Source organism: Psychrobacillus lasiicapitis, assembly GCF_006861795.1.
GTDB lineage: Bacteria > Bacillota > Bacilli > Bacillales_A > Planococcaceae > Psychrobacillus > Psychrobacillus lasiicapitis.
Window position 1 is genome coordinate 93,582 of the sequence record NZ_VDGH01000013.1, and the last position, 25,259, is coordinate 118,840.

Below are 25,259 nucleotides of genomic sequence, written 5' to 3' on the forward strand. Positions count from 1 at the left end.
GTAATCGACTTTCGCTTCTCCTGTTTGTTCAAGAGATACCCAGATCTATCATCCACAAACTTGTTTTCCCACTTCTGTACAAGGTAACGCTCCCAACGCTCCGATACCAATGACCCATCGGCAAGGGCTGCAAGAACAGCGCAGCCAGGCTCAGACAGATGGCGACATCATTGAAGCGACAATGGGTGAATAATTTCTCTAGATCGTTAAATCCCACACTGATCCCGTCGTCCGCACCGAACAGCCCGAGTTCACGCATACCAGGCGTATCAATAACCATCGCACCGGAAGGGAGCATGAAAAGTTGGCGATGCGTTGTTGTGTGAAGGCCCCGACTGTCGGTCTCGCGGATCGCCTTGACAGTCATCACTTCCTGATTCATTAAGGCGTTTAGCAATGAGGATTTACCCACACCTGACATGCCAAGGAATACCATGGTTTTACCTGGCTGCAGATATTCATTCAACCCGTCTAAACCACTCCAGGTGTGACTGGAGACTGCGTGTACTGGCACATCTGGTGCTGCTCGTAAAACCTCAGCTAATGGTGCGTTGAAATCCGGGATCAAGTCAGTTTTTGATAAGATTACTACATGCTGGCCCCCGCTCTACCGTGTCTGTGTCAAGTAGCGTATGATGCGGCTGACCTTGAAATCCCAGTTTAGGGACGACACGATAAATACGTAATCAAAATTTGTTGCTACGACTTGCTCCAGTATGGTTTTGACATACCTTGCGGCGTGTCCTGAATAGTCAGCGCGGGAAAATTTCGTACATCGTGGTAGCAATTTGGCAATGTGCGAAGCACCGTTTTCGTTATATTGAAGAAATACAAAATCGCCAACGTACGGAAAGTCATTCCGAGTCACTGCAGTGTGGTAGAAAGTGCCCTTCAGTACAGCCGAGACTTCTCCTTGTTCAGTGATGACCGTACATTGCTCTCTCTGTAGTTCCGTAACCCTGCCCGGTATTAAACCCGCCGGCGGCGTTTCGGTTTCGATATAGCCGTATTGTTTCAAATCAATCATTGAATCGTACCTTTCCTCAAAAATTCAAGTTGTATTTGGGCATAAAAATACCGCGAACAAGCAGCCTCCTAAGAAGCTGCTGTTCCGCGGTGATAAACCAAAAGTGGGCTTAAAATCAAAAGGAATACGAACTTCATCGTATCCCGCTAACAGCAGTATTCATGAAAGGTTACTGTTTACGGCATAGCAAAAAATACGGGTGGTATTCCCGGTTGCTCCCATTCCAAGCTATTATAAAAGATTGGAATTTACTATACCTAAACTTTGGTTAAGTTAAAACCACCAATACCATATAAGTAGTCATTAAAAACATCCCCTTTCGCAGGAAAAAGTTGAAATATAATTTCACTTCTATAGTGTGACACAACCATTTGTTAGAATCAACTGAAAATTTTGATTATAATAAAGTTTAATCTGCCACTTACCTCTCCAACTCAATCTTCTCAACAGTCGCATATAACTTGAGAAAAGCCATCTTCGATGGTCTATTTTCACATCCAAAATAACAAGTAGATTGCAATCAATTGTTTAAACTAACGAAGCAGGTTAGTTGAAGAAGGAATTGTAGGATTTATATAGAATATTTTCTTTAATAGAAAGATAGGGGGGCTTAAATGGAGAAGTATTATTGGGATACTCAACTGGAGTACCTCAAAAGAACGAGAGATTTATATTATAACGATGACTATTTAGAGTTTTTAGTAAATAGTGTTTGGAAGATTTCTAAACCTGTACATATTATTGATTTTGGTTGTGGATATGGGTATTTAGGACTCAAATTATTACCTCTATTACCGAAGGGTTCCAAATATACAGGGATAGATAAAGGACAACAACTGATTAATAAGGCGATAGAATATTTTCATAGTCTTCCGTATGAATCCAAATTCTTTGTAGCAGATATCGAAGAGATTGAAATAGAGGATAAGTACGACATTGCTGTTTGCCATGCTTTTTTATTACACATTTCCGAACCCCAAAAAATGCTTCAAATAATGGTGAATTCTATTGTTAACGATGGAAAAATAATTTGTTTTGAACCACATTGGATTTCAGGTATGTCATCTTACGAACTTGGTGGGTATGAACAATCACAAATTGTTCCACTTGGTATTCTGCAGAAATTATTCGAAGAGAGTAAAACTGATGGAAATATTGGAGCAAAAGTACCTAAATATCTATCTGAATTGGGCGTGAAGAACATTGAGTGCAGAGTAAGTGATAAAGTTAACTTCCTCTATTCAGATAAGAATCAACAAGATAAGAAAAAATTGTTTTATTCGCTTAAAGAAGATGGAGTAGGTGGAGAACTTATAAATAAAGATCAGTTTATTGAAAGTTTGACAAACCGAGGGGTTACACTTAAGGAAGCACAGGAACAATTTGAAGCTGAACTACTGTTTTCACAAGTATTTAACATGGATTCCTCTTTAATATACGCACCAAGCATGAAAATTACTTTTGGAGATATAAAAAAGTGTTAATTAATCTCTTAGCCGTTAGTTCTTATTCAAATAACAGGTGCTTTAATTCAAGAAGGGTAAAGCCTTTTTCTTACTGAACTAAAAGGGCAGGTTAGTTGAAGGAGGAAAATATTCTTAAATTGTCGAAATTAAAGAATTTAGGATCTTATAGTGGATAGTATAATATCCTATCCTACACATACAATCTATAAGGAGGAATTAATGCATTGAAAACAATAGGCTTAATTGGTGGGATGAGTTGGGAATCATCAAATGAATATTACCGTTTAATAAATGAAGAAATTAAGAAGAAATTGGGGGGATTACATTCAGCCAAATGCATTTTATATAGCGTTGACTTTGACGAAATTGAACGTTATCAAGCTAATGGTGATTGGAAAAGTGCTGGACACACTCTGGGGGATGTGGCTCTCTCTTTAGAAAAGGCAGGAGCAGATTTTATTGTTATTTGTACAAACACAATGCATAAGGTAATAAATTATATTGAAGAAAAAATAAATATTCCAATTCTACATATTGCTGATGCAACAGCAAATGAAATAAAGAAAACAAAAGTAACTTCAGTTGGGTTACTTGGGACTAAATATACGATGGTACAAGACTTTTACAAATCAAGAATTGAAGCTAATGATATAAAGGTATTAATTCCTGGTACTGAGGACATAGAACTTATAAATGAAGTGATCTATGAAGAATTATGTTTAGGGAAAATCAATCATGCGTCAAAAGAATATTTTAAAACAGTTATCAAGAATTTAATTGATAAGGGTGCCGAAGGGATTATATTAGGATGTACAGAGATTGGATTATTAATAAAACAAGAGGATTCCGAAGTTCCAATATTTGATACAACAGTAATTCATGCTTTTGAATCAGTTAATAAGGCAATTGAAAAATAGTAGTATCTTCTTTAATCTAACAGGTGCTTTACTTCGAGAAGGAGTAAAGCATTTTTTCTTCTTAAACTAAAGGAGCAGGATAGTGGAAAGAGGGAAGTAAGTGTTATTTTATAGAAGTTATAAGCTTTAATGGGGTGAATGAAAATGGTCAAATTAGTTTTAATGAATTCAGAAGAGTATCAAAAGTATATTACTTCAGCGATTAAATCATATGCAATAGAAAAAGTTTTATCTGGAAATTGGAATCAGGAAGAATCAATAAGGAAAGCAGAAGAGGAATATACAAGACTTTTACCAATAGGTGAAAAGACGGAGAGTAATTACTTATACACTATTTTAAACGATGACAAGGCAATTGGTGTTTTATGGCTTGCAAGAAAGTCTGAAAAAGAAGGATTTATATACGATATAAGTATATTAGAACAATATCAAGGATTTGGATATGCAAAGGAAACAATGACGCAAATTGAAATAGTCGGGAAAGAACTTGGAATGAATAAAATAGGTCTGCATGTTTTTGGTCATAACAAAGTAGCAAGAGGATTATATGAAAAATTAGGTTACCAGACAACAAATGTATTGATGGAAAAAGAAATTTAATACTTTCCTTATTGAGCTAACGGATGCTTTACTTCAAGAAGGAGTAAAGCTTTTTTCTTATTGAACTAAAGGGGCAGATTAGTTGAAGAAGGATTAGTTGTAATTAATGGATTTGCTTTTTTTATCAATATATATTAAAATTTATAAAACTATTTTCTAATATTAAGAAAGGGGGCAAAAAGTCATGGAAACTGTTTTCAGAAGAATTGCAACAGAAGTAAAGTCATATTTACATATAGAAGATATACTTTTAACGGGACCAGTCTGTCCTTTTTTAAGCAAACTTCATATAGAAACCAGCTACCGGAAGCTTTTTGTCTATTTATTTTAGAACTGTAGAAACCTTGTTTGTGCATTTTGATTAAATACTAAGCAGTAACTAGACGCCGGTTTTTAGATGGTGTCTTTTTTGCGTATAAAAGAGAAGAATTGTGTTGTATGTGTGTATTCAGCCTGTTGCTGGATGAATTCATGAAAAAGTGGAAAAAGAACAGATAAGGAACTACCAAATAACGAAAAAACTGTTGCCATAATTTGAGTGGTACCAGAAGTTTAGAGAGGGTGAGACAATTGGTTAAAAAACTTAGACAATATAGAAAGGTTTCAGTGTTCAATACGCTTCTAATTTAGAAAAATAATTAGAAGCGAGGAATAATAATATGAGAAAACAAAAAAACTTTAATGAATCTTTTCTATTTTTATTTATCAGTAACTTTTTAGTATTTATAGGGTTTGAAATGTTGCTGCCTATTTTACCAGCCTATTTGTTAAGTATCGATGCATCTCCCGTTCAAGTTGGTCTAATGACAACATTATTTACACTAGGTGCTGTTCTAATCAGACCTTTTGTAGGATACTATTTAATTGATAACCAACGGAAAAGTCTTGCCATTATTGCAAGTATAGCTTTAATGATTATTACATTGCTCTATCCGATTCTTAATATTATTTGGCTTTTGCTATTGTTACGACTTTTCCATGGGGTAGCATGGGGAGTCTCAACTACAGCTAATAGTACAATTGTAGTCGATTTAATTCCTAAGTCACGGCTAGGAGAAGGTATAGGGTATTTTTCTATTTCAACAACGGTCGGGGCAATCATTGCCCCGAGTATAGGTATCCTTATCTATGACTCTTTTTCTTTCAATATTTTAATTTGGTCATCAGTAGTGCTTAGTCTATTAGCAGTAATTGCACTTAGTTTTGTATATTCACCTACTCCTGATAAACAGGAGAGGCAACCATTTAAATATATTGGAGCGATTTTTGAAAAAGACGCATGGTTCCCAGCGTTACTGACGGTTATTACAACACTAGGTTTTGGAGCGATTATTACCTTTTTAGTTCTTTTTGGAAAGCAAAAGGGATTGGATCATATTTTTCTGTTTTTCCTTATCAATGCGACTGTCTCTACTTTACTACGTCCGTTTACAGGAAAATGGTATGACAAAAAAGGACCTTGGTCTATCATCATTGTGTCAGCAATTCTAGGTTTTTTGTCACTTGTGTTGCTGTCTTATACGACAAACAATCTTTATCTTATTATTGCAGCGATTTTATTTGGCGCAGGTTATGGAACTGTTATGCCATGTTTACAAACATGGACGGTTCAAAAGGTAAGTGAAGAAAAAAGTGGTGCTGCCAACGCAACCTTTCTTTCTAGTTTTGACGTTGGTGTTGGAGTTAGCGCATTTATTTTAGGGATCTTAGCTGAATGGATTAGTTTAGAGATGATCTTCAGGGTTATTAGTCTAAGTTTTATTTTTGTTGCAGTTTTAGTCTATAAGGATTTTTCAAATGAAAAGAAAAGGTCTGTAAACATATAAAATCGATTTACCAACAAATCCACTTCTAGTTAATAGAGGTGGATTTGTTGTTTATACTTTACTTAAATTACAGAATTTTATGAATATTTATGGTACCCATATAGAAAAAGTTATAATTTTCTTTTATGGATTTGGAAGTAGGGGTGTCACATAAAATGACGATGATAATTAATGGGGTTATATTCAAATATGATATTATCAGTAAGCAAAAAAAAGTAGTTTTTCACTACACCCCAGATATAAAGGCTTAATTTGAAAGTAATCCTATAGAAGTTGATGGAAATTATTTGTAATAACTAGTGATATCAATTATTTTCCGAAATATGTAAAGCATCTTATTACTTTGGAAGCGTAACTCTTTTTCTTCACCTAACGGGTGCTTTAAGTAAACAAGGCCATCATCTCGATGGTCTATTTTTTTCTATAACATTACTTAGATCTCAGAAATCCATTGTGAAATGCCACACACTTATACTAACGCGAAAGTTTAGTTGAAGAAGAAATAGAATGGTTTTCATTCCTCCTAAAGACTTAAGTGACTAAAATGTAACATAAGTCCATCATATTGTTAGATTAATCGATGGTTTTTCTGGTTTCAGTTTAATATATTTAAAGTATTAGAAATATTACATCCGGTAGGTGTTGATCTAAGAATAAGGATTTATAGGGAGGTAAAAATGGGAGAAATAGATATTGCTTTAATAGTAAAAATGATAACAATTGGGCTAGTCCAAGGATTTACAGAACCAATTCCTGTGTCATCTAGTGGGCACGTAATGATTGCAAGTGAAATCTTGGGGTTAGGTGAACAAGGATTTACTTTTGCTATACTAACAAATACAGCTTCACTATTTGCGATACTTTTTATATATAGAAAAGATATCGCAAGACTTGCAGTGAATTCAATTCTTTATTTGAAAACGAAAAATCTTCGTTATAAGAGTGACTTTCGTTTTGTTTTCTTTATCATCATTGGTACTATTCCAGCAGGTGTTCTTGGGATATTATTGAGTGATTATATAGCGGAAAGCGTTAGCATGAAAACGATTGCGGTGATGCTCTTTGTAACAGGGATTGCCTTGTGGTTAATTCGCAATCTTAAAGGTAATAAAGACGAGAGTGATATTACAATTAAGGATGCTTTCCTCGTGGGATTAGGGCAGGCTGTCGCATTAACACCAGGGATTAGTCGGTCAGGTGCAACAATTATTTCAGCAGTTGCTGTTGGAATGAAACAAGATACGGCACTTCGATTTTCATTTATGTTGTATATTCCCGTGAGCCTCGGAGGAGTTATACTAGGTCTTTCTGATTTTCTAAATGAACCGAATAAAGCAGACTTGGCAATTCCATATTTAGCTGCATTTATTGCAACACTATTAATGACCTATTTTGCAATGAAGTGGTTTATGGGAATTATGAAAAATGGGAAGCTGGTTTATTTTACATATTATTGTTTCATAGTAGGAGCATTACTTCTAATTTTCTTCTAACGTAGTACTTACTACAAGAAGGAGTAAATCCTCTTTCCTTATTCAACTAAAGGGGCAGTTTAGTTGAATAAGAGAAGCGGAGATAGGAATTTCGTATTTGAAAAAAAGTTGAACCAAGAGGTGATTTTTTGTTTCTAGTTCCTATTATAATCGCAATACTGTTCATAATGATTCAAGCGGAGATAAGTAAAAAGGGATTTATTAAGAGTAGTTTTATAATAGCTCTTCTTTTTACGTTTATAATAATAGCTTTTTTCAAACATCCAACCTATTAGTAATGATGTCATTAGTCTGTGTAAGTCTATGGTTAATGTTTATCGGGGCATTTGCAATAGGTTAATAAACATACAATGACAGTATTTTGGATTGTGGAGATTTCATCACCTTTACTGAATATACAAAAGAAGGGGTTTAGTTTAATAAGGGATATTAATCAATTGTCTTGAAAAAGTATACTAGTCGAGAGTGATTCATTCTTACTCGAACGAGAAACTGTATATTCCTCTCCAACCAACCGCAGATTTTGTTTTATGGGCATATTCTCGGTCCATTACATACAGTGCGCCGTCTGCGTCGATAATGTGATTGACTGCATCGGAAGCAGATACGTTTCACGTAGATAGAATCATCTTTTCCGGAAAGACACTATCGGGCGAAGCGACGACAATTCGGACATGTAGCTTGATCGACAGGAATCTTTTGAGATTGCCGTCCAATTTGCGGTGTTATTAGGCAAGTTGATATTGGTACCATCAATGATTCTAAGGAGACAAACGTTTGCATTCAACCCTTTAGCATCCTCTTTTAAACGCCAGTAATGTGCATCCAAACGAACGAGACCTAAATGGTGATCGACTTTCATCCGATTTCTTCTAAAACTTGGGTTTAGAACAAAGTAATAATAATCGACATACGAACATATGGGTTGATTCATTATGGCGTATAATTTCTTCAATACATACACGTAAGCCTAAGAGGTGATTGGTCAATTAGAGCAATCACTTCTTAGGCTAACGGAGCAGGTTCGTGAAAGAAGGACCTTCTAACAATTATAAAGAAGTAACAATTAAAGGTGGTAGAATTAGTGAAAAATGATCTTGATGGTGAAAACTTTATTCGTACTGTGTTGATGACTTCTGTTGTAATAATCTTAGAGTTAATACGAGTTTTAATCATAATGGCTATTGTGGTTGGCATTTTGGGTTATTTTGTTGGAGAAGTATATGTAAAAATTAGCACTGATATAGACAGATATAGTTGGATGACTTATATCGCTATTATTGCAATTTAGCGGACGGCATAAAGGAAAAGGTATAGAAATACTACCGAAATTAGTTTCTCAAATACTTATTTTCACTTCAATAAGTCAGTTATTCTTACCGCCAGTTCTGAGTTTCTTTTACAGCTAATGTGGGGGCAGACATAGCTGAAAAGGAAATAGATGAAAAAATATTTGAGGTAGCCTCTGTAGATGTAGATGTTTTTACACAAGCATCGACAGTCGGTGAAACACGAAGTGCCATTAGGGCAAATATAAAGTCGATATACAATTTGGAGGAATCATATTATGAAGTTAAAAGTTTATACATTAAATTCATTTGCAAAATCCATTGAGGGAGGGAACCCTGCCGGAGTGGTACTTAGTGCTGATTATCTAACAGATGAGGACATGAAAAAAATAGCAGGTATCATCGGTTTTAGTGAGACTGCTTTTGTCATGAAGTCAGAGCTTGCTGACTTCAAGGTTAGATTCTTTACACCTAATGAAGAGGTTGATCTTTGTGGCCATGCAACGATAGCAGCGTTCTATACACTTTCAAGCCAAGGATATATTAAACCAGGAAAATATTCCCAAGAGACAAAGGCTGGAATTTTAAATGTGGAAGTAATGGAAGACCTATCAATTATGATGGATCAAAATGCTCCAAGCTATTATGAAATAATAGACAAGGAAGAAATTGCAGATTCCTTAAATATTACTATAGATGAAATGTTGGAGGATCTACCAGTGCAAATTGTATCTACTGGCCTTAGGGATATATTTGTACCGATTAGAAACTTAGATATATTAAATTCAATAAAGCCAGATTTTGAAAAAGTAACAAATATCAGCAGTAAATATAATACCATTGGTTATCATATTTTTACACTTGAAACACTAAAGGGTTCAAATGCTCACTGTAGAAATTTGGCACCTTTATATGGAATTCCAGAAGAATCTGCAACTGGTACATCCAATGGTGCCCTTTCTTGTTATCTATATAAATATGGTAAAATCAAACCTGAACATGATATTAATATATCTGTTGAGCAAGGTTACTCTATGAAAAAACCTTCAGAAATAATTATAGCCTTAACCACTCAAGGGAAAGAAATTATTGAGGTAAAGGTGGGTGGAAAAGCATTGAATTTGTCTGAAACAGAGGTTGAAATATAATTGCAGAATATAAATATCTAATAAATTGAAATAATAAGATAGCCGGATTAGATGTTATGTTACATCTAGTATGGCTGTTTTTTTCTTAATTAAATATCCTTGGTAAAATGTTGGCTATTATTATAGCCAATTATATTTTAAGCATAAATTCGGGCTACATACAAAGGCAACCCACTTTATTAAAGGGGGGCGATGAAAATAATTATACTTTTTTCAGGGGATTTGAAGAGCTGTTCATTTAACAAGCAACTTAATCAGACCAGCAATGGTTTGAGCAATTAATAAAAAAGTAAGGAAAAAATAAACTCGGAAATGCTTCTTCAAGTTTATTTTTCTATTCCAAATCAATCATTAATTATAAAACAGCCTAATTTATAGGCTGTTTAATAATCCTTCGTGATTGTTTTTCGGTGAATTTACTTCGCTAGAAACAGCATAAGCCTCCATAACGGATGCATCATACGGGACTAATAACCTTTTCAACGTTTCTTTTTCTTGTAGCTCCGTATTTAACCAAACCTTTTCATCTTCAGGTCTTAGTATCACAGGCATTCGGTCATGTATATCGGATACTAAGGAGTTTGCTTCCGTTGTCAGTATTGTACAGGAATGAATGGTTTTTCCCTCTGGAGATTTCCATGACTCCCATAAACCTGCAACCGCAAAAACTTCATCTGTCTTCAACTTTATTCGCATGGGTATCTTACTAGAATCATGTTTTTTCCATTCGAAGAAGGAATCCATTGGTATTAAGCACCTTCTTTTTGTAAAAGCATTGCAGAAACTTGGCTTTTGTTCCACTGTTTCCGAACGTGCATTAATCATTTTGTACGAGACTTTTTCATCCTTTGCCCATCCTGGTATTAACCCCCACCTTAATTTTCCTAACCGATTCTTTTTACCGTCATTAATGATAGAGACTACTTGTTGTGAGGGTGCTATATTATAGCTGGGTATGAATAAGTCCTCTTCCATCGAATATTCAATATCGAATCGTTCAAGCAATGATTCAAAATCTGTAAAAAGTGTATATCTTCCACACACAACTATCACCTGCTTTTTTCTTTCTCAATGGTATACATTATAGATCGCAATTGTAGTAATGATACGTGATTTGTTAATCTGTATGGATACTATTATGGGAGATTATTTACTTTCATATTCTTTTATTATTTCTCGTAATTCTTTTTTTTGGTTTGATTGGTCACTTCTATATTGTATCTCTTTGCTTGCATTAGCTGATGTTTGTCTGGTGAATGGTTAAAAATTCCATTTATTGGGCGTATCCGATATGCTCCTTGTTCTTCTACTCTTCTCATTGCATCCTTTTCATCAGTTACTCCTATTCACTAGCGATGACTCTGGCACCTGCTTCTGCGAATTTCCGTTTCAAAGCCCATGAATTTGTTCATCTCTGGAGTAAAACCAGAATTTATTTAATATTAGTTGCATCAATTTTGAAGAACAATAAAATACAAAATATATTCAAAAATTCTTCTAATCCGAAAAGGTTTAATTTAGGAATAAGCATCGATGATAAAAGGGGTTTTAAGTTTGAAAAGATTACGTAAAGAAGTTTAAATTTATAAGTGGATGGCTAAAATAACGAATTATTGGATGGTTACTTGTAAAAGTAATTACACTAGAATTTGATTGTTTAGGATGAGCTACTAATAAAATTTAAAAGGACTGTTACATATGGATTGGAAACCAGATCGAAAAGCAAAAAAGGCTATATATAAACAACTTGCTGAGTATATTGAAAATAGAATAGCAGATGGTACTTTTCCACCAGATAAACAACTACCATCTGAAAGGTATTTAGCGAAGGAACTGGACTTAAACAGAAGCACCATAGTTGCTGCATATGACGAGTTGGAGTCGAATGGACTCATTGAAAGAACTAGAGGAAGTGGGACTACCATTAGTAAAGATATATGGGGTATTGCAAAGAAACGTATTCCGAGCTGGAATAGGTATATCGAAGCGGGATCTTTTTTACCTAATCTACCTGTTACGCAAAGAATAAGAAATGAAACGGTAAATCATAAATTAATTAATTTAGCTAGCGGAGAATTGTCGGAAGACCTATTTCCCATGAATTTTTTAAGAGAAATTACTTCGACTCGTTCCTTCATTGGAAGCTTAGGATATGATCACCCTCAGGGTAGCGCTATCTTAAGAAATACCCTGACAAAACATGTAAATAAGTATCGAGAAATTGAAACCAATCCTTCTACAATCCTGATTACATCTGGGGCACAACAAGCCTTACACTTAGTCGTTCAGTGTTTGTTAAAGCCTGGAGATGCAGTTGCGATAGAAGACCCTTCTTATAATTATAATCTTCAAATTTTTCGATCAGCATGCTTAAAGGTATATTATTTGCCTGTCGATAAAGATGGCATCAATCCCGATAATTTACTGTCATTATATAAAAAGCATCGAATTAGAATGATATTTTTAAATCCTACTTATCAAAATCCTACAGGTTCTTTCTTAAATGAAAAACAACGTAAAGCTATTTTAAATATATCGTCAGAACTTGGAATTCCTGTAGTAGAAGACGATCCTTATAGCTTAACATCTTTTACTGGAGATAAAATCCCTACACTGAAATCAATGGATGCTCACGGGAATGTATTATATATTAGCTCTTTGTCAAAAATTGTTGCTTCAGGGTTAAGAATTGGCTGGATTATAGGACCAAAATCTGTCATAGAAAGATTATCTGATGCAAAACAACAAATAGACTTCGGCCATTCAAGCTTTACACAATGGATTGCTAATGATTTTATGGAATCTGAAAATTTCCAGTATCATACTAAAAAATTGATAAAGGAATTAGTAAAACGGAGAAATCAAATTGTTGCAAGTCTTAATTTTTATTTAAAGGATCAGGTGGAGTTTTCTATTCCACTGGGCGGCATTCATATATGGTGCAAGATTAAAAAAGACTATAATGAAGTGCAATTACTAGAGGAATCTATTAAAAGGGGTGTAATTTATGTTCCTGGTTCAACAATGGGATCTAAAAAAGGGTTTGTCCGATTTACTTTTGCTAGAGAAGATGAAGAATCAATCGACAAAGGAATTAAACGATTTGCAGAAGCACTTCATTTTCTTTAAATAACTATGATTATCTTGGAATCTTCTTAAGAATCATGATCCTCATGATTCTTTTTTTATGGTAAATGGATGGTCAAAACTTAGTTGGATTGGATGGTCACAAATATATTGAAAGACTTTATGATGGAGAAGTGAATAATCAAACAACCATTTAGGCTAATGAATAAGGTTTTTGAATTATATACTCTATATACTTATAAATAGGTACTATTGGAATAGGTAATGTATATGAGGGGTTTGTGTGATTCCACAGAGGACAATATAGTTTTAAAAGAAAAGATTTTGCTATATTCTTTTCTACTAAAACTCCAAAAAAGTGTAAACAGAAATTCTCCAAGGAGTTGATATATATGACATCGATGACTATTTTAATTATAGTAATTAGTACAATTTTAAAGATGTTAATGAGTCCGCCGAGTGCGGTTGTAGGATGGGTTGTAAGTAAATTTGAACTTCATCCAAAGCTTGATTCAAAAGATGTTACTGTAACATTTAACGGAAAGGAATTAGAAGAGATAGAAAAAAATATATTTACTGACTATTTTAATGAAGCTCTATTTCTCGAGAGAAAACAGATATTTCCAGGTAATGAAGAAAACTTCCTAAATCCAGAGACGGATGTGATACCGTTTGTCATCAACGTAAAAAGTAAAAACAAAGAAATGAATTTCTTTGTTTATAGTGACGAAGATCAATTTGATGTGATTAAGCAGTGGAAGAAGAAAGTTGCGTATTATACACTTAGTTCTGAGTCTCTAAAAAAGTTTGCTATATCAAATAGTATTAATGTATAGAGAAAAAAGGCAGGATAGCTGCTTTCCTATGTAATAGGAAAGTTGCCGAAAGAACTTTTGATATTGGTTTAGGAATGAGTCTAGGTTTAACTGGATTGAACGAATTCAACGAATTTGTTCATCAAGATTATTGCCGTATTGTTAATTAAGGAACAAGTGTCCTCTATATAGCGGGCACTTGTTTTTAATTGAAGAAAATGTTAATTAGAATATAAGATTGAGTTATTTCTAACACAATTGATGCAAAAGATTTTCGGTGTAAAAGGGCATACTATCTCTTGACTTAATAGATGCTGACTAATATTGATACGCTGAGGAAAGACATCTATTTTATGTCTGGGAAGTTAATTATTAGAGAAAACAATACCGACAGAAAGTGCTTCTTAGTCTGTTCAAATTTTCGGAGGTGTTCTAGTACGTGAAAAGATATTAGTATACTAGTTAATCCTATTAAATGTTCTTCTTGTGGTGGATATATGGTAAAAAGAAAAGGAGAGTTTTAAGGTCGTACCAATTATCCAATTTGTAAAAATTCCTATGATATTAAATAGGAAAAGAATAAAAACCATGTAGTACAAAAAGGACTACTACTAACGAGGCTTTAGTTAAAGATAATGGGTTGCTTAGGCAACTTTTTTTTATTATTGAACTAACGTCGCAGGTTAGTTTATAAAGGTATTAGAACAAATAACAATCCTATATTTTAAAGCAGTGGGAGGATTAGAATGAAAAGATGCCTATGGATATTAATTTTTTTATTTTTTATAACTGGATGCCAATCAAAAGAAAATAAAGATTTGAAACCACCCCATCCGACTATAACAGTTAATAATCAAGAAATTTCTTATGTAATGGGGGCATATTCTTGGTCGGAAAATGGAGAAGTAGTTAATGCTGACTCGGAATCCCCTGCTGAACTTGTAGAAAAGGTGAAGGTGCATGAAGTTCCAAGAGGGAAAACAATTTCAATTAACTTTGACTACAAAGCTTCTTCAATCGAAATTGGTATTTGGGAAAACAATGGTGTGGATTTTAAAAGATCTAATAACCATGAATTTACAATACCAGAGGAAGAAGGCGAATTCATTTTTGTCATTCACGCAAGTTGGGATCAAGGTGATGGAATTTATGCTTTTCGAATTAAAACTATTAATAACTACTAATCTCTCTTAAGTTAAAAAATAAGATTGTGAAAGTCTGTCTGAACTTAAACTAACGGGTGCTTTACTTCAATAAATGGTATAGCATTTTTCTTATTGAACTAACAAAGGAGGTTAATTGAAGAAGGAAAAAAAGTTTGAGTATAGAATTTATCTATAGTAACATTCTTACATTTCTGAAATTAGTAAAGGGGATGCACTTATGACGGAGGGTTTTTTCAAAGTTCAAGACGTATTTGAAAATTACAAAACTGCAGTTTACGAAAAAGATGTTGAAAAATTCTTATCCGTGTATGCTCCTGAATTGCATATTTATGATTGTTGGGGGAGGTGGGAGATTACGGGAATTTCTTCATGGAAGGAAAGTGTAGTAGAGTGGTTTAATGGATTGAACGAGGATGGTGTTTTACTTAAAGTTTACTTTAATGACCTAGTAGTTGAAGAAAGTTCATTTCTCGCATTTGTACATTGTGTTGTGACATTTGCTGCTCATCAAGAAAATTCTGGTGAGAAACTTCGTCAAATGACAAATCGGTTCACATATGGTTTAAAAAATGTGAATGAGTCTTGGGTCATAGCTCATGAGCATTCGTCATTGCCTATAAATATGGAAACTGGTAAGGGAATTTTTAACTTGAAGTAGAAAATAAAATATTTTGATTGGAGATATAAAGGGATTGATTGCTGCTGTAATTCCTTTATTCTTAAGCTAACGGGTGCTTTATTAAAGATCATGGGGGTTGCTTATGTAACTCTTTTTTACTGGATTAACATGGCAGATTAGTTGGGGAAGTACGTAGGAAAATGTACGTAAAAATGGAACTTATTTGTCTTACGAACGTATAAAAGTATAATCGGCAGGATTGTTTGGAGGGGTTTTGTTGCGTTATGATTACATTAGTCAGTTCTTTATAAGTTTATCGATTTGGTGGGGTTTCCTACTTATTTTCCAAAGATTGAACAACCGCTATCCACAAAATAACACTTGGAAAAAAGATATTTTGTTAACTTTGATTCAAAGTATAGTGATATTACTTATTTTGTTCCCTATTTTATGTTACTTTGTTAAATCATCTTAGATAACTTTATTAACTTAGGTGTAAGTGCTTGTTCAACTAAAGCAGCAGTATAGTGGAAGAAGATAAATGCTATTATTCAATCTTTCTAAAAAAAGATTAATAAAGTATTATTAACTAAACACTAAGTCTAAACAAATAGAATAATGGCATGAATGGTATGACAGAATGTTTTATATTCGGAAAAACGAACGAAGAAGAGATTGAGTATAAAAGGGTTTTATTAGTGACTGTTGGAAAGAAGTTAAGAAAAAAGTTTGGTATGCGAAGATGATGATTATTGTGGTATGAGATGTTTGGAAAAAAAACTAAAAGATCCAGTTTTGGAAGAAGAAATAGTAAAATGAGGTGGGTCCATTGATAAAAATAATTGATATAAGTAATCGTAAAAACGCTGAAGATGTTTTAAACATTCAAATACCATCATATAAGGTAGAGGCAGAAATAATCGGTTCATATGAAATACCACCATTAAAGGATACAGTTTATACTTTGCAATATTGCGGAGAAACTTTCTTTGGTTATTATGAAAATGAAGAATTATGCGGAGCAATATCTATAAAAGTAGAGGATGTTGTTGATATACATAGGTTAATCGTACATCCAAACCATTTTAGAAAAGGAATTGCACAGTTGCTTTTAAATTTCATTGAAACTAAGTTCCAGACTGAAACAATAAAAGTAGCGACAGGTTCTAAAAATATTCCAGCAGTTAGTTTTTATAAAAAGAATGGATTTCGAAATATGAAAGAGGTAATTGTAAATGAACAACTATCCTTAACCTTTTTTGAAAAAAAATTATAATTTTCTTATTGAAATAACGAGTGCTTTACTTTAAAAATGAGTAAAGCATTTTTTCTTATTGAACTAAAGACACAGGTTTGTGTTAAAATCGAATATTTCAGATTTAATTTAACGATAACAAAGGAGTATTTTAATGAGTGATATTAAACTGCTTATTACTTTCAAGAGTAATCTTTACAATTATTCATTGCAGCAACTAAGATATATCTCGGAAGAAGGGGTATGGTCTATTGGGCAGATGTATGACCATTTAATTCTTGTTGCTCATGAGTATCTTGATAATATGGAAACATGTGCTACATTGAATGTGGAACAACCACTTGGGAAGACTCAGTTTGGCGAGCTATTATTTAGGAACGGAGGGTTTCCACCTATTAAAATACGATTACCAGATGAACTAAATTCTCCACCAAATAATTCAGACAGCAAGGAAGACCTAATTAGCAGGATGGATCTGTTAATTCAAAGATTAAGCCAATGGGAATCGAAAGTAGATTATATTAACCCAAATAATAAAATTAAACATGGGGGTTTCGGCTGGCTGAATGCTAGGGAATGGTATAATTTAGTTGAAATGCATTTTCGACATCACTTGCGTCAAAAAGATGAGTTGGAAAGTTATATAATATAGGTGGAAGTGACTTCATAAATTGGATGCACTTCTTTAACTGACGGGTGCTTTAGAAAAATATGGCCATCATTTCGATGGTCTATTTTTATATCCGAAATATCAAGTAGATCTCGGAAATCCTTTGTGAAATGATACAATCAAACTAAAGCGGCAGTTTAGTATAAAATATCGAAGAGGTTATACTATAAAAAGAGAATTGTAAATACGATGGTGTATTCGGTTTCGGGGATTTTGATTTTAAAGAAGATAACTTTGATTTTCTACATGAATTAAGTAACTTATAAAAATAAGGTTTTGGGATGTGAATTTTAAAGATATAGAGGGTATTTATTCATTAAAATCTGAAGGTAAGATGAAATCATTGAAGCAGCTTGCCAGTGATTGGAATCGTTAATGACATATGGAAGCAGTAAAATAGCATTTGTTCTTAGTGTTTTTCTTGGCTTGCAGAAGAATGGATGAACGTTCGGATAAAAGTTGTCCTTTACTAAAATGACGTTACCCCATTAGTTAATGAAGTTAGTATCGGTGGGGCAGGTTGGTCGTAGTTTTCGGATAGTGAAGGGTGAAGAGTATGGCTACGTCCAAAAGAAAGTCGTTCTAATAGTTATGTGCAAAGAAAAATCAAAAAAAGATTTCACTTCGAGTAAGTAAACGAACTATTGTTTACTTACTCGCTTCGTTAGTTGAAATCTGTTGGTTTCTGTTCTCTAATAGAAAGGCTCTATTTTAGAACATTAACTTAACGTGATATCGAAAATCTTAAATAACATGCAAGCTGAAGTTTTAAAATGTCTTCTGAATTCGAGAAGGAAACTTGAAGCTTTTCTTCAATTCTTTTTAGCCTTTGATATAAAGTATTAACATGGATATGCAAAAGTTTGGCTGTTTGTGTAGCTTGGCGATTATTTTCTATATAGGTAACCAAGGTTTGTTCCAAATCCAAAGTATAATCCCTATCAGTTTGAAGGGGATTAAAAACTTCATTAATAAAAGAGTTCAAGTCATCGATCGGTTGTTGAATAAATAAACGATTAATCCCGATATCCCGATAATTTATAATGGTTTTAAGTTGTCTTGAAATAAGAAAGGAAAGTGCTTTCTCCGCTTCCGAGTAACCTTTTGCTATATTATCCATACTTGGATAGCAAGAACCGACTCCTATTTTAAGCAATTCATCATGCACTTGAAACCAGTTGGAATGAATAAGTTTTAGTTTGTTTTTTACATAGTCTTCATCTGCAATATTATTGAATTGGCTAACTATTGTCACTTTGTTTCCATAACCAAAAACGATTGAAACGTATATTCCTAAATGTTTTGTTATTTGTGTAATTAGATTGTGCATTTGCATATTCAAAAAGTGAAAATCCGAATGAGGATGTAAATGAATAATTATGGACATGTAATAGGAATGAGGCGCAATTCCAAGCTCATTAGCCTTACTACGTATCAGATTATATTCTCGGCACTGAATAAAATCATTAAATAAATCATTAGTTTTTTGATAATATGAATCTACTAGTGATTGTCTTCTAATAATCTCTAATGCAATCACTGAACTTGCCTGTTCTATAATCATCTTATTTAAAGGAAAAAGATCGTCTTGCTCCATTTCTACAATCATTATTCCAATAGGAACATCAATAGCAATAATAGGATAGATATATAATGATTTGTCGTTTAAAGACTCTATTTTGGTAAAAGAAGGTTCTGGTTGTAATTTTGCATTTATTTTTATCGACTCAATAGGAGTTTCCAATTTCCACGTTGTCGGATTTGAATAAATTTGATTATCAGTTAAGTCTAATATCATTAATGGGCGGTTTATCATCTTTCCTATTTCATGTGCGATTTTCTTTAAACCTTTACTTTGAAGCGACATTTTTATTAGGCTATTGTGTATTATATCTCGTTGAAGTAAAAGATCATTATGTTTTTTTAGAGTTTGATAGAGCCTCGAGTTTCTTAATGCAATAGAAACCTGATCAGAAAAACTTTCCAACAATTGTTGATCATCTTTAGTTAAAAGAGGAGAAGGACCACTCTGATAGACAATTAAAACACACAAAGTATGATTCTCCACCTTTATAGGAACTGAAATAATCGTCTGTAAATCTTTAAATTGGATAGAATTATACAGATAAAAAAGGTTATCTGGTGAAATATTAGATGATTCCGAAAGGACGTCCTCTATGTTTGTAAGTATAAAGGACTTGTTATCCTTAAAGGTTTTACCAATGATTCCTTCTCCTACCTTCATCCGCATTTTTTTGATTTCTTCACTTGGACCACCTGTCCATGCTTTAGGAAATAGGGCATCTAGGTTTGGTTCATACATCCAAAGTACACCCATATCCGCTGCAGTAATAACAGACAAAGCATTTTCTAATATTTTTTTTAATAAATCATCTAAATCTTCCAGTATGGATATATCACGGATGCTTTCCATCACTTTATTCCTAATATATTTCTCTCTATCGAGCATTACTTGTAAGTAATATAAATCTATTATCATTTTAAGTTTTCGCCTGCTCTCCTTCTTTAATACCGAAGACTCGCTAAGTCTGATGACAATAGATGTATGATTAGGATAATGATAGTAAATATCCGTAAAATTTTCATAGCTAAGTATTTTCTCATTGGAAAATCTCCTTGGTGTAGGAGTCTCTTTGTCAAAATGATGAGATAGAACAAGAGAAAAATCCAATCCTTTTATACCTTGCCACACTTGAAAATGTGAAAGGCGACAGTCATCTATTAAAAATTGTTCCATTTTCAGCAAGGTTTCCACTTTTTACACCCCCAGCGGACTATGTAGAAATCAACATAATTTATGTAATTATTATATAGGAACACACATTGTTTGAATAGTACAAATTTTTTATACTCAAATAGAATTCAATAAAGTTCGTAAGGAGGGACCTAATGGAGTCCAAGTTATTAAAGAACTGGAAGTATGTCATTATCATCTTGCTTTTTTTAGGATGGTCAATTGGAAACTTTGATCGCTTTTTTATGAACTATGCGATTTTAGATATTTCAAAGGATCTCCAATTGAGCACTTCCCAGACAGGGATTGTTTTAAGTAGTTTTTTTGCCGGCTATGCCATAATGCAAATTCCAGGTGGGTGGCTGGCCGATCGTTTTGGTTTTCGAAAAATCATTATTATGGCCATTTTTGCTTGGTCCGTTTTCACAATTTTGTCAGGTGTGGCATGGTCCTTCATGTCCTTAATCCTTATTCGATTTCTTTTTGGACTAGGAGAAGGCAGCTTTTTTCCAGCAGCTTCAAAAGGTATAGCTAGTTGGTTTCCTCAAAACGAGCGAAGTCGTGCTATGTCATTTATGCTTACTTCAGGAACTATTATGGGGGTAATAACACCAATAATTGGTACCCAGTCTATGCAAGATATCGGTTGGAGAACGATTTTTTATATTGCTGGTGCCATTGGTATTATATTTACCTTGTTGTACTTCTTTTTCTTAAAAGATAGGAAAATTACAGCTGTAACAAGAATTGAAAACCCTTCCAAAGGTAAAGTATCTTTGAAAGACGTTTTAAAAACTCCAATTATATGGAATCTGTTTATTGCCTATTTCGCCATTTATGCAGTGCAATGGGGGCTAATGGCATGGATGCCGACCTATTTAGTTGAGGTGCGCCATCTTGACTTAACATCTGTTGGGTATATTTCAGCTATTCCAGCGATTGCAGGAATTATTGCAATGCTTGCAAGCGGCTATGTTTTAGATAAATTACCTAAAGGGAAAGACAAGGTGATTGCAGCCATATTTGCAGTATTAATTGCTGTTTTTCTATATTTAATGGCATATGCGCCAAACATAATCATGTTTGCTGTGTATCAAAGTCTTGTTACCGTATTCATGTCGTTTAATATAATTTTAATTATTTCTGCACCATTAAAAATGTTATCAGAAGAGGTTGTTGGAACTGCAAATGGGTTCATAAATACCGGTGCGCAGTTCGCTGGTGTTCTTACCCCGATGTTAATAGGATTTTTAGTAGAAGCTTTTGATGGTTCTTATACAGTAGCTTTTATTATGCTCATTATGTTTGCATTATTGTGTGCTGGATCATTATTTTTAATTCGCCCTAAGAAAGAGGTTCCTTCTTTCGAAAATCTAGTAAATTAGGAGATGTTGTAAGTGACTAATCTATCAGAAGAAGTTTCAAATTTAATAGACAAAAAGCGTACTTTATTTACACAGCTTAGTGATCAAATATGGGAGTTTGCAGAAACCAGATTTGAGGAATTCCGATCAGCTGATTTGCTTTGCGAAGCATTGGAAGAGGAAGGATTTACTGTGAATAGGGGAGTTGCAGGTCTTGAAACAGCCTTTATCGCCTCCTATGGATCTGGTCATCCAATTATTGCTATTCTCGGTGAATATGATGCCTTGGCTGGTCTAAGCCAACAAGCGCATAGCAATAAGTTTGAACCAATTGTTAAAAATGGAAATGGTCATGGCTGCGGGCATAATTTGCTAGGGGTAGGTTCCTTAGCGGCGGCAGTTGCAGTCAAGGAGTACATTATGGAACATAAGCTTGCTGGAACTGTACAATTTTTCGGCTGTCCCGCAGAAGAAAGTGGATACGGGAAAGCATTTATGGCAAGAGATGGCTATTTTAAAGACGTTGATGCTGCCTTCTCATGGCATCCTTCGACAATGAATGCTGTCATGCACTCCACTGCGAATGCCGTCATCCACGCACACTTCAAATTTAAAGGAAGAAGTGCACATGCAGCAGCAGCTCCCCATTTGGGTAGAAGTGCTTTAGATGCTGTCGAGTTAATGAATGTTGGAGTGAATTATATGAGAGAGCATATCGTGGATGAGGCACGCGTACATTATGCGGTAACAAACACAGGCGGAATGGCTCCAAACGTAGTTCAAGCAGATGCTGAAGTAACCTATTTAATCCGCGCACCTAAACCGGATCAAGTAAGGGATCTGTATGATCGAGTAGCAGATTGTGCCCGTGGTGCAGCACTTATGACACAAACAAAATTAGATTTTGAAATTCAAGGTTCGTGTCATAACTTAATTCCCAACTTGACACTTGAGAAAGTAATGCACGAACATATGCAACAATTAGATTTTCCCACTGTGAGTGAAAATGATATAAAATTTACACAAGCTATTTATGAAACATTGACTGAGGAGGAAAAGCATACTGCAGCATTGCAGAGTGGTAAAAAGATGGCTGTCCAATTAGCGGAACGACCGATCGCTGACTTTGTTGTTCCTTTTTCAGAGAAAGAAACATTTATGGGAGGTTCAACCGATGTAGCTGATGTTAGTTGGAATGTTCCTACAGCGCAATGTGTTACTTCTACATGGGCATTTGGAACCCCATTTCATACTTGGCAGGCTGTGGCACAAGGTAAAACAGAATATGCCCATGATGCCATGTTATTAGCTGGAAAAGCAATAGCATGTACAGCTATTACGGCTATTAAAAAACCAGAGTTACTCGAAAATGCTAAGAAAGAGTTAGCAGAAAGATTGGATGGAGAAACTTATACGGCCCTAATTCCAAAAGAGCTTACTCCAGTGCAATACAAACAAAAGGAATACCAAACAATTTGAAGTTAGAAGTGTATTTAATAAAGTAAAAATTTTTAGTTATGAAAGGAAAAAAATATCCAGCAAGTCTACCTGTTTTCCCTTAAAATACTGAGTTTTTAAATAGAAGCCACAGAGTTAGTTGGAAAAACCGGAGTTTTAGTTGTAATTTCGAAGGATTTAGTTGTAAAAACTGTGGGTTTAGTTATAAAAGGATAAAATATCCAGTAAATCTGCCTGTTTTCCCTTCAAATAATGAGTTTTGAAACAGAAGCCACAGAGTTAGTTGGAAAAACGGGAGCTTTAGTTGTAATTTCGAAGGATTTATTTGTAAAAACTGCGGGATTAGTTGTAAAAGGATAAAATATCCAGTGAATCTGTCTGTCGTATCTTCCAATAATGAGCTTTGAGGTGGAAGCTGTAGAGTTAGTTGTAAAATCGGGAGTTTTACTGTTAGCCGTATCATAAATAAATAGGAACAGGCTAGGGCATAACTAGCTTAAGATATAGAAAAAAGAGAAATTGAGTCCACTCAATTTCTCTTTTTTCTTTATTACGCGTTTAGCCTTCAAGAATCCAAAAAATTTCATGTATGTCTTTACATTTCTTCTATTATATATATTCTTCAAAAAACTTAACTCCAACAACGTAAATGGAGAAGGAATTGTGCTGAGGTTAAGAGGAGAATATAGGATATAAATTGACTAAGTTTGTTAAAAAAATTAATAAGAAGACATAAATAAATTACATTTGGATAGTTTAAGACTAAGATCAATTAATCAGCAAGGAGGCTTTTCGATTGGATGATAATAACAATCATAAGAGGCCAAAATTAAAAAGAAAATCGAAACCAAAGTTGAAAAAAGAAGAAATTACCATTGTTGACACGAATACCGCACGCAAAGCTGTTTTTGCAACTGCTGTTGGGAATGGGATGGAATGGTTTGATTTTGGAATTTACTCGTATCTAGCTGTAACAATTGGACAAGTATTTTTTCCCGAAGTAAGTGGACCCATGCAATTAGTATTTGCTTTTGCAACATTTGCAGTTGCCTTTATTGCTCGACCTATTGGTGGAATTTTCTTTGGGATGCTTGGAGACCGTTTAGGCCGTAAAAAAGTCTTAGCCATTACCTTGATCATGATGGCCCTGGCCACGTTAAGTATTGGCTTAATCCCAGGTCATGCATCTATAGGTTATACTGCCACCGTGCTTTTACTTATTGCTCGTCTCATTCAAGGTTTTTCAGCGGGTGGAGAATATTCGGGTGCTATGACGTTTATTGCTGAATCCACACCTGATAAAAAAAGAGGTTTTATGTCAAGTGGTCTTGAGGTTGGTACCTTAGTCGGCTATATCGCAGGAGCTGGTCTTGTTACGGCACTTACCTATATTTTAGGAGACGAAACAATGTTAGAATGGGGTTGGCGTATTCCTTTTTTCTTATCGGCCCCTATCGGTTTAATTGGCTTTTATTTGCGAAATAATTTAGAAGAAACACCTGCATTTGAGGCAATGAAGGAAAGTAAAACGGAAGATGATGATAATAAATCCGTAAAGCATATTTTACAGTTCCATTGGAGAGCAATACTTATCGGTATGTTTGTTGTTTTCTTTTATATTGTTGTAAACTATATTGTTTTATCATATATGCCATCTCATTTAACTGCTGTTCTTGGTTATGGAGAAGCAGAAGGACTTTTGTTAATTGTTATAGTAATGGTTATTATGATTCCGATTGTTCTATTAATGGGCTATTTTAGTGATCGTATTGGAGCAAAGAAGGTAATTCAAGGCGGTTTAATCGGGTTGATAGTTTTGAGTATACCTGCGTTTAATTTTATCGGTAGTGGAAACACTGTTCTTGTATTTTTAGGATTGATGATTCTTGGCGTATTCTCCGCTTCTTTCCAGGGGACGATGCCAGCGTTATTACCTTCTCTATTTTTTACGAATGTTAGGAATGGGGCATTGGCGATAACATTTAATATTTCTGCATCGTTGTTCGGAGGTACGACACCTTTACTTGTATCTTGGTTAATTAGCAAGACGGCGAATGAAATGATACCTGCCTACTATGCGATACTTGCATCTATTGTCGGTCTTGTTGTGGTAACCATTTTTCTAAAAGATACTTCAGGAAAAGCTCTTCGAGGTTCACCGCCAGCGGTTGAAGAGAAAGCTGAAATAAAAGAGATTTTAGAAGAACCAGAAGAAGCATTATGGTGGCACGAAGAAAAGAAAGTAATTGAAGAACGTATTGAAGATCGTTCGGAAGATGGCAAGTAAATTTAAAAAATGAATGG

General features: G+C 34.3%; 22 protein-coding genes. 17 read left to right on the plus strand and 5 right to left on the minus strand.

What is annotated here, in order from left to right; genetic code table 11:
• Window positions 1-28: 28 nt before the first annotated feature.
• Window positions 29-568 (minus strand): GTPase RsgA, encoded by a 540-nt coding sequence (gene rsgA / locus FG382_RS23310; protein WP_229677343.1) that lies wholly within the window; start codon window positions 566-568, stop codon window positions 29-31.
• A gap of 1,073 nt (window positions 569-1,641) precedes the next feature.
• On the opposite strand from rsgA, the gene FG382_RS19515 reads away from it, so the two are divergent.
• The 6 genes from FG382_RS19515 to FG382_RS19535 all read left to right on the plus strand — a co-directional run bounded on the left by FG382_RS19515 (window position 1,642) and on the right by FG382_RS19535 (window position 7,329).
• Window positions 1,642-2,511 carry a methyltransferase domain-containing protein gene (locus FG382_RS19515; RefSeq protein WP_142540547.1) on the plus strand — a complete coding sequence of 290 codons (870 nt, stop codon included), beginning with the start codon at window positions 1,642-1,644 and terminating at the stop codon, window positions 2,509-2,511.
• Window positions 2,512-2,717: 206 nt separating this feature from the next.
• Window positions 2,718-3,410: an aspartate/glutamate racemase family protein gene (locus FG382_RS19520; protein ID WP_142540548.1), complete on the plus strand. Its 693-nt coding sequence runs from the start codon at window positions 2,718-2,720 to the stop codon at window positions 3,408-3,410.
• Between the two features lie 144 nt (window positions 3,411-3,554).
• Window positions 3,555-4,010: a GNAT family N-acetyltransferase gene (locus FG382_RS19525; RefSeq protein ID WP_142540549.1), complete on the plus strand. Its 456-nt coding sequence runs from the start codon at window positions 3,555-3,557 to the stop codon at window positions 4,008-4,010.
• Between the two features lie 184 nt (window positions 4,011-4,194).
• Window positions 4,195-4,341: a hypothetical protein gene (locus FG382_RS22800; protein ID WP_170206586.1), complete on the plus strand. Its 147-nt coding sequence runs from the start codon at window positions 4,195-4,197 to the stop codon at window positions 4,339-4,341.
• A gap of 328 nt (window positions 4,342-4,669) precedes the next feature.
• Complete coding sequence (locus FG382_RS19530) at window positions 4,670-5,836, plus strand: MFS transporter (RefSeq protein ID WP_142540550.1); 1,167 nt, start codon at window positions 4,670-4,672, stop codon at window positions 5,834-5,836.
• 677 nt (window positions 5,837-6,513) lie between these two features.
• A complete protein-coding gene (locus FG382_RS19535; protein WP_142540551.1) occupies window positions 6,514-7,329 on the plus strand; it encodes an undecaprenyl-diphosphate phosphatase in 816 nt (271 codons plus the stop codon).
• A gap of 625 nt (window positions 7,330-7,954) precedes the next feature.
• Here FG382_RS19535 and FG382_RS22805 read toward each other — a convergent pair.
• Window positions 7,955-8,263: a hypothetical protein gene (locus FG382_RS22805; RefSeq protein ID WP_211356429.1), complete on the minus strand. Its 309-nt coding sequence runs from the start codon at window positions 8,261-8,263 to the stop codon at window positions 7,955-7,957.
• A 150-nt stretch (window positions 8,264-8,413) separates the two neighbouring features.
• On the opposite strand from FG382_RS22805, the gene FG382_RS19540 reads away from it, so the two are divergent.
• Window positions 8,414-8,620, plus strand: a complete 207-nt coding sequence (locus tag FG382_RS19540; protein WP_142540552.1) for a hypothetical protein — start codon at window positions 8,414-8,416, stop codon at window positions 8,618-8,620.
• Window positions 8,621-8,896: 276 nt separating this feature from the next.
• On the plus strand, window positions 8,897-9,766 hold the full coding sequence (locus FG382_RS19550) for a PhzF family phenazine biosynthesis protein (protein ID WP_142540553.1): 870 nt from the start codon (window positions 8,897-8,899) through the stop codon (window positions 9,764-9,766).
• 372 nt (window positions 9,767-10,138) lie between these two features.
• Here the strand turns inward: FG382_RS19550 and FG382_RS19555 are convergent, their stop codons facing one another.
• Together FG382_RS19555 and FG382_RS23065 are read right to left on the minus strand one after the other, a co-directional pair.
• Window positions 10,139-10,810, minus strand: coding sequence for an SOS response-associated peptidase (locus tag FG382_RS19555; protein WP_142540554.1), 672 nt, complete (start codon window positions 10,808-10,810; stop codon window positions 10,139-10,141).
• A gap of 125 nt (window positions 10,811-10,935) precedes the next feature.
• On the minus strand, window positions 10,936-11,085 hold the full coding sequence (locus tag FG382_RS23065) for a hypothetical protein (RefSeq protein WP_211356430.1): 150 nt from the start codon (window positions 11,083-11,085) through the stop codon (window positions 10,936-10,938).
• A gap of 379 nt (window positions 11,086-11,464) precedes the next feature.
• Here FG382_RS23065 and pdxR point away from each other — a divergent pair, with 379 nt between their 5' ends.
• The 6 genes from pdxR (at window position 11,465) to FG382_RS19590 (ending at window position 17,360) form a co-directional block, all read left to right on the plus strand.
• Window positions 11,465-12,895 (plus strand): MocR-like pyridoxine biosynthesis transcription factor PdxR, encoded by a 1,431-nt coding sequence (pdxR, locus tag FG382_RS19560; protein WP_142540555.1) that lies wholly within the window; start codon window positions 11,465-11,467, stop codon window positions 12,893-12,895.
• A gap of 350 nt (window positions 12,896-13,245) precedes the next feature.
• A complete protein-coding gene (locus FG382_RS19565) occupies window positions 13,246-13,689 on the plus strand; it encodes a YfmQ family protein (RefSeq protein WP_142540556.1) in 444 nt (147 codons plus the stop codon).
• 725 nt (window positions 13,690-14,414) lie between these two features.
• Window positions 14,415-14,852, plus strand: coding sequence for a hypothetical protein (locus tag FG382_RS19570; RefSeq protein WP_142540557.1), 438 nt, complete (start codon window positions 14,415-14,417; stop codon window positions 14,850-14,852).
• A gap of 199 nt (window positions 14,853-15,051) precedes the next feature.
• A complete protein-coding gene (locus tag FG382_RS19575) occupies window positions 15,052-15,492 on the plus strand; it encodes a YybH family protein (RefSeq protein WP_142540558.1) in 441 nt (146 codons plus the stop codon).
• A 781-nt stretch (window positions 15,493-16,273) separates the two neighbouring features.
• Window positions 16,274-16,729 (plus strand): GNAT family N-acetyltransferase, encoded by a 456-nt coding sequence (locus FG382_RS19585; protein ID WP_373287591.1) that lies wholly within the window; start codon window positions 16,274-16,276, stop codon window positions 16,727-16,729.
• Window positions 16,730-16,862: 133 nt separating this feature from the next.
• Entirely contained in the window at window positions 16,863-17,360 is a 498-nt protein-coding gene (locus FG382_RS19590; protein ID WP_142540561.1) for a DinB family protein, read from the plus strand.
• A 742-nt stretch (window positions 17,361-18,102) separates the two neighbouring features.
• Here the strand turns inward: FG382_RS19590 and FG382_RS19595 are convergent.
• A complete protein-coding gene (locus FG382_RS19595) occupies window positions 18,103-20,154 on the minus strand; it encodes a helix-turn-helix domain-containing protein (RefSeq protein ID WP_142540562.1) in 2,052 nt (683 codons plus the stop codon).
• 134 nt (window positions 20,155-20,288) lie between these two features.
• On the opposite strand from FG382_RS19595, the gene FG382_RS19600 reads away from it, so the two are divergent.
• The 3 genes from FG382_RS19600 (at window position 20,289) to FG382_RS19610 (ending at window position 25,242) form a co-directional block, all read left to right on the plus strand.
• Complete coding sequence (locus FG382_RS19600) at window positions 20,289-21,518, plus strand: MFS transporter (RefSeq protein ID WP_142540563.1); 1,230 nt, start codon at window positions 20,289-20,291, stop codon at window positions 21,516-21,518.
• A gap of 12 nt (window positions 21,519-21,530) precedes the next feature.
• A complete protein-coding gene (locus tag FG382_RS19605) occupies window positions 21,531-22,976 on the plus strand; it encodes a M20 family metallopeptidase (RefSeq protein ID WP_142540564.1) in 1,446 nt (481 codons plus the stop codon).
• A 775-nt stretch (window positions 22,977-23,751) separates the two neighbouring features.
• Entirely contained in the window at window positions 23,752-25,242 is a 1,491-nt protein-coding gene (locus FG382_RS19610) for an MFS transporter (protein WP_142540565.1), read from the plus strand.
• Window positions 25,243-25,259 lie beyond the last annotated feature (17 nt).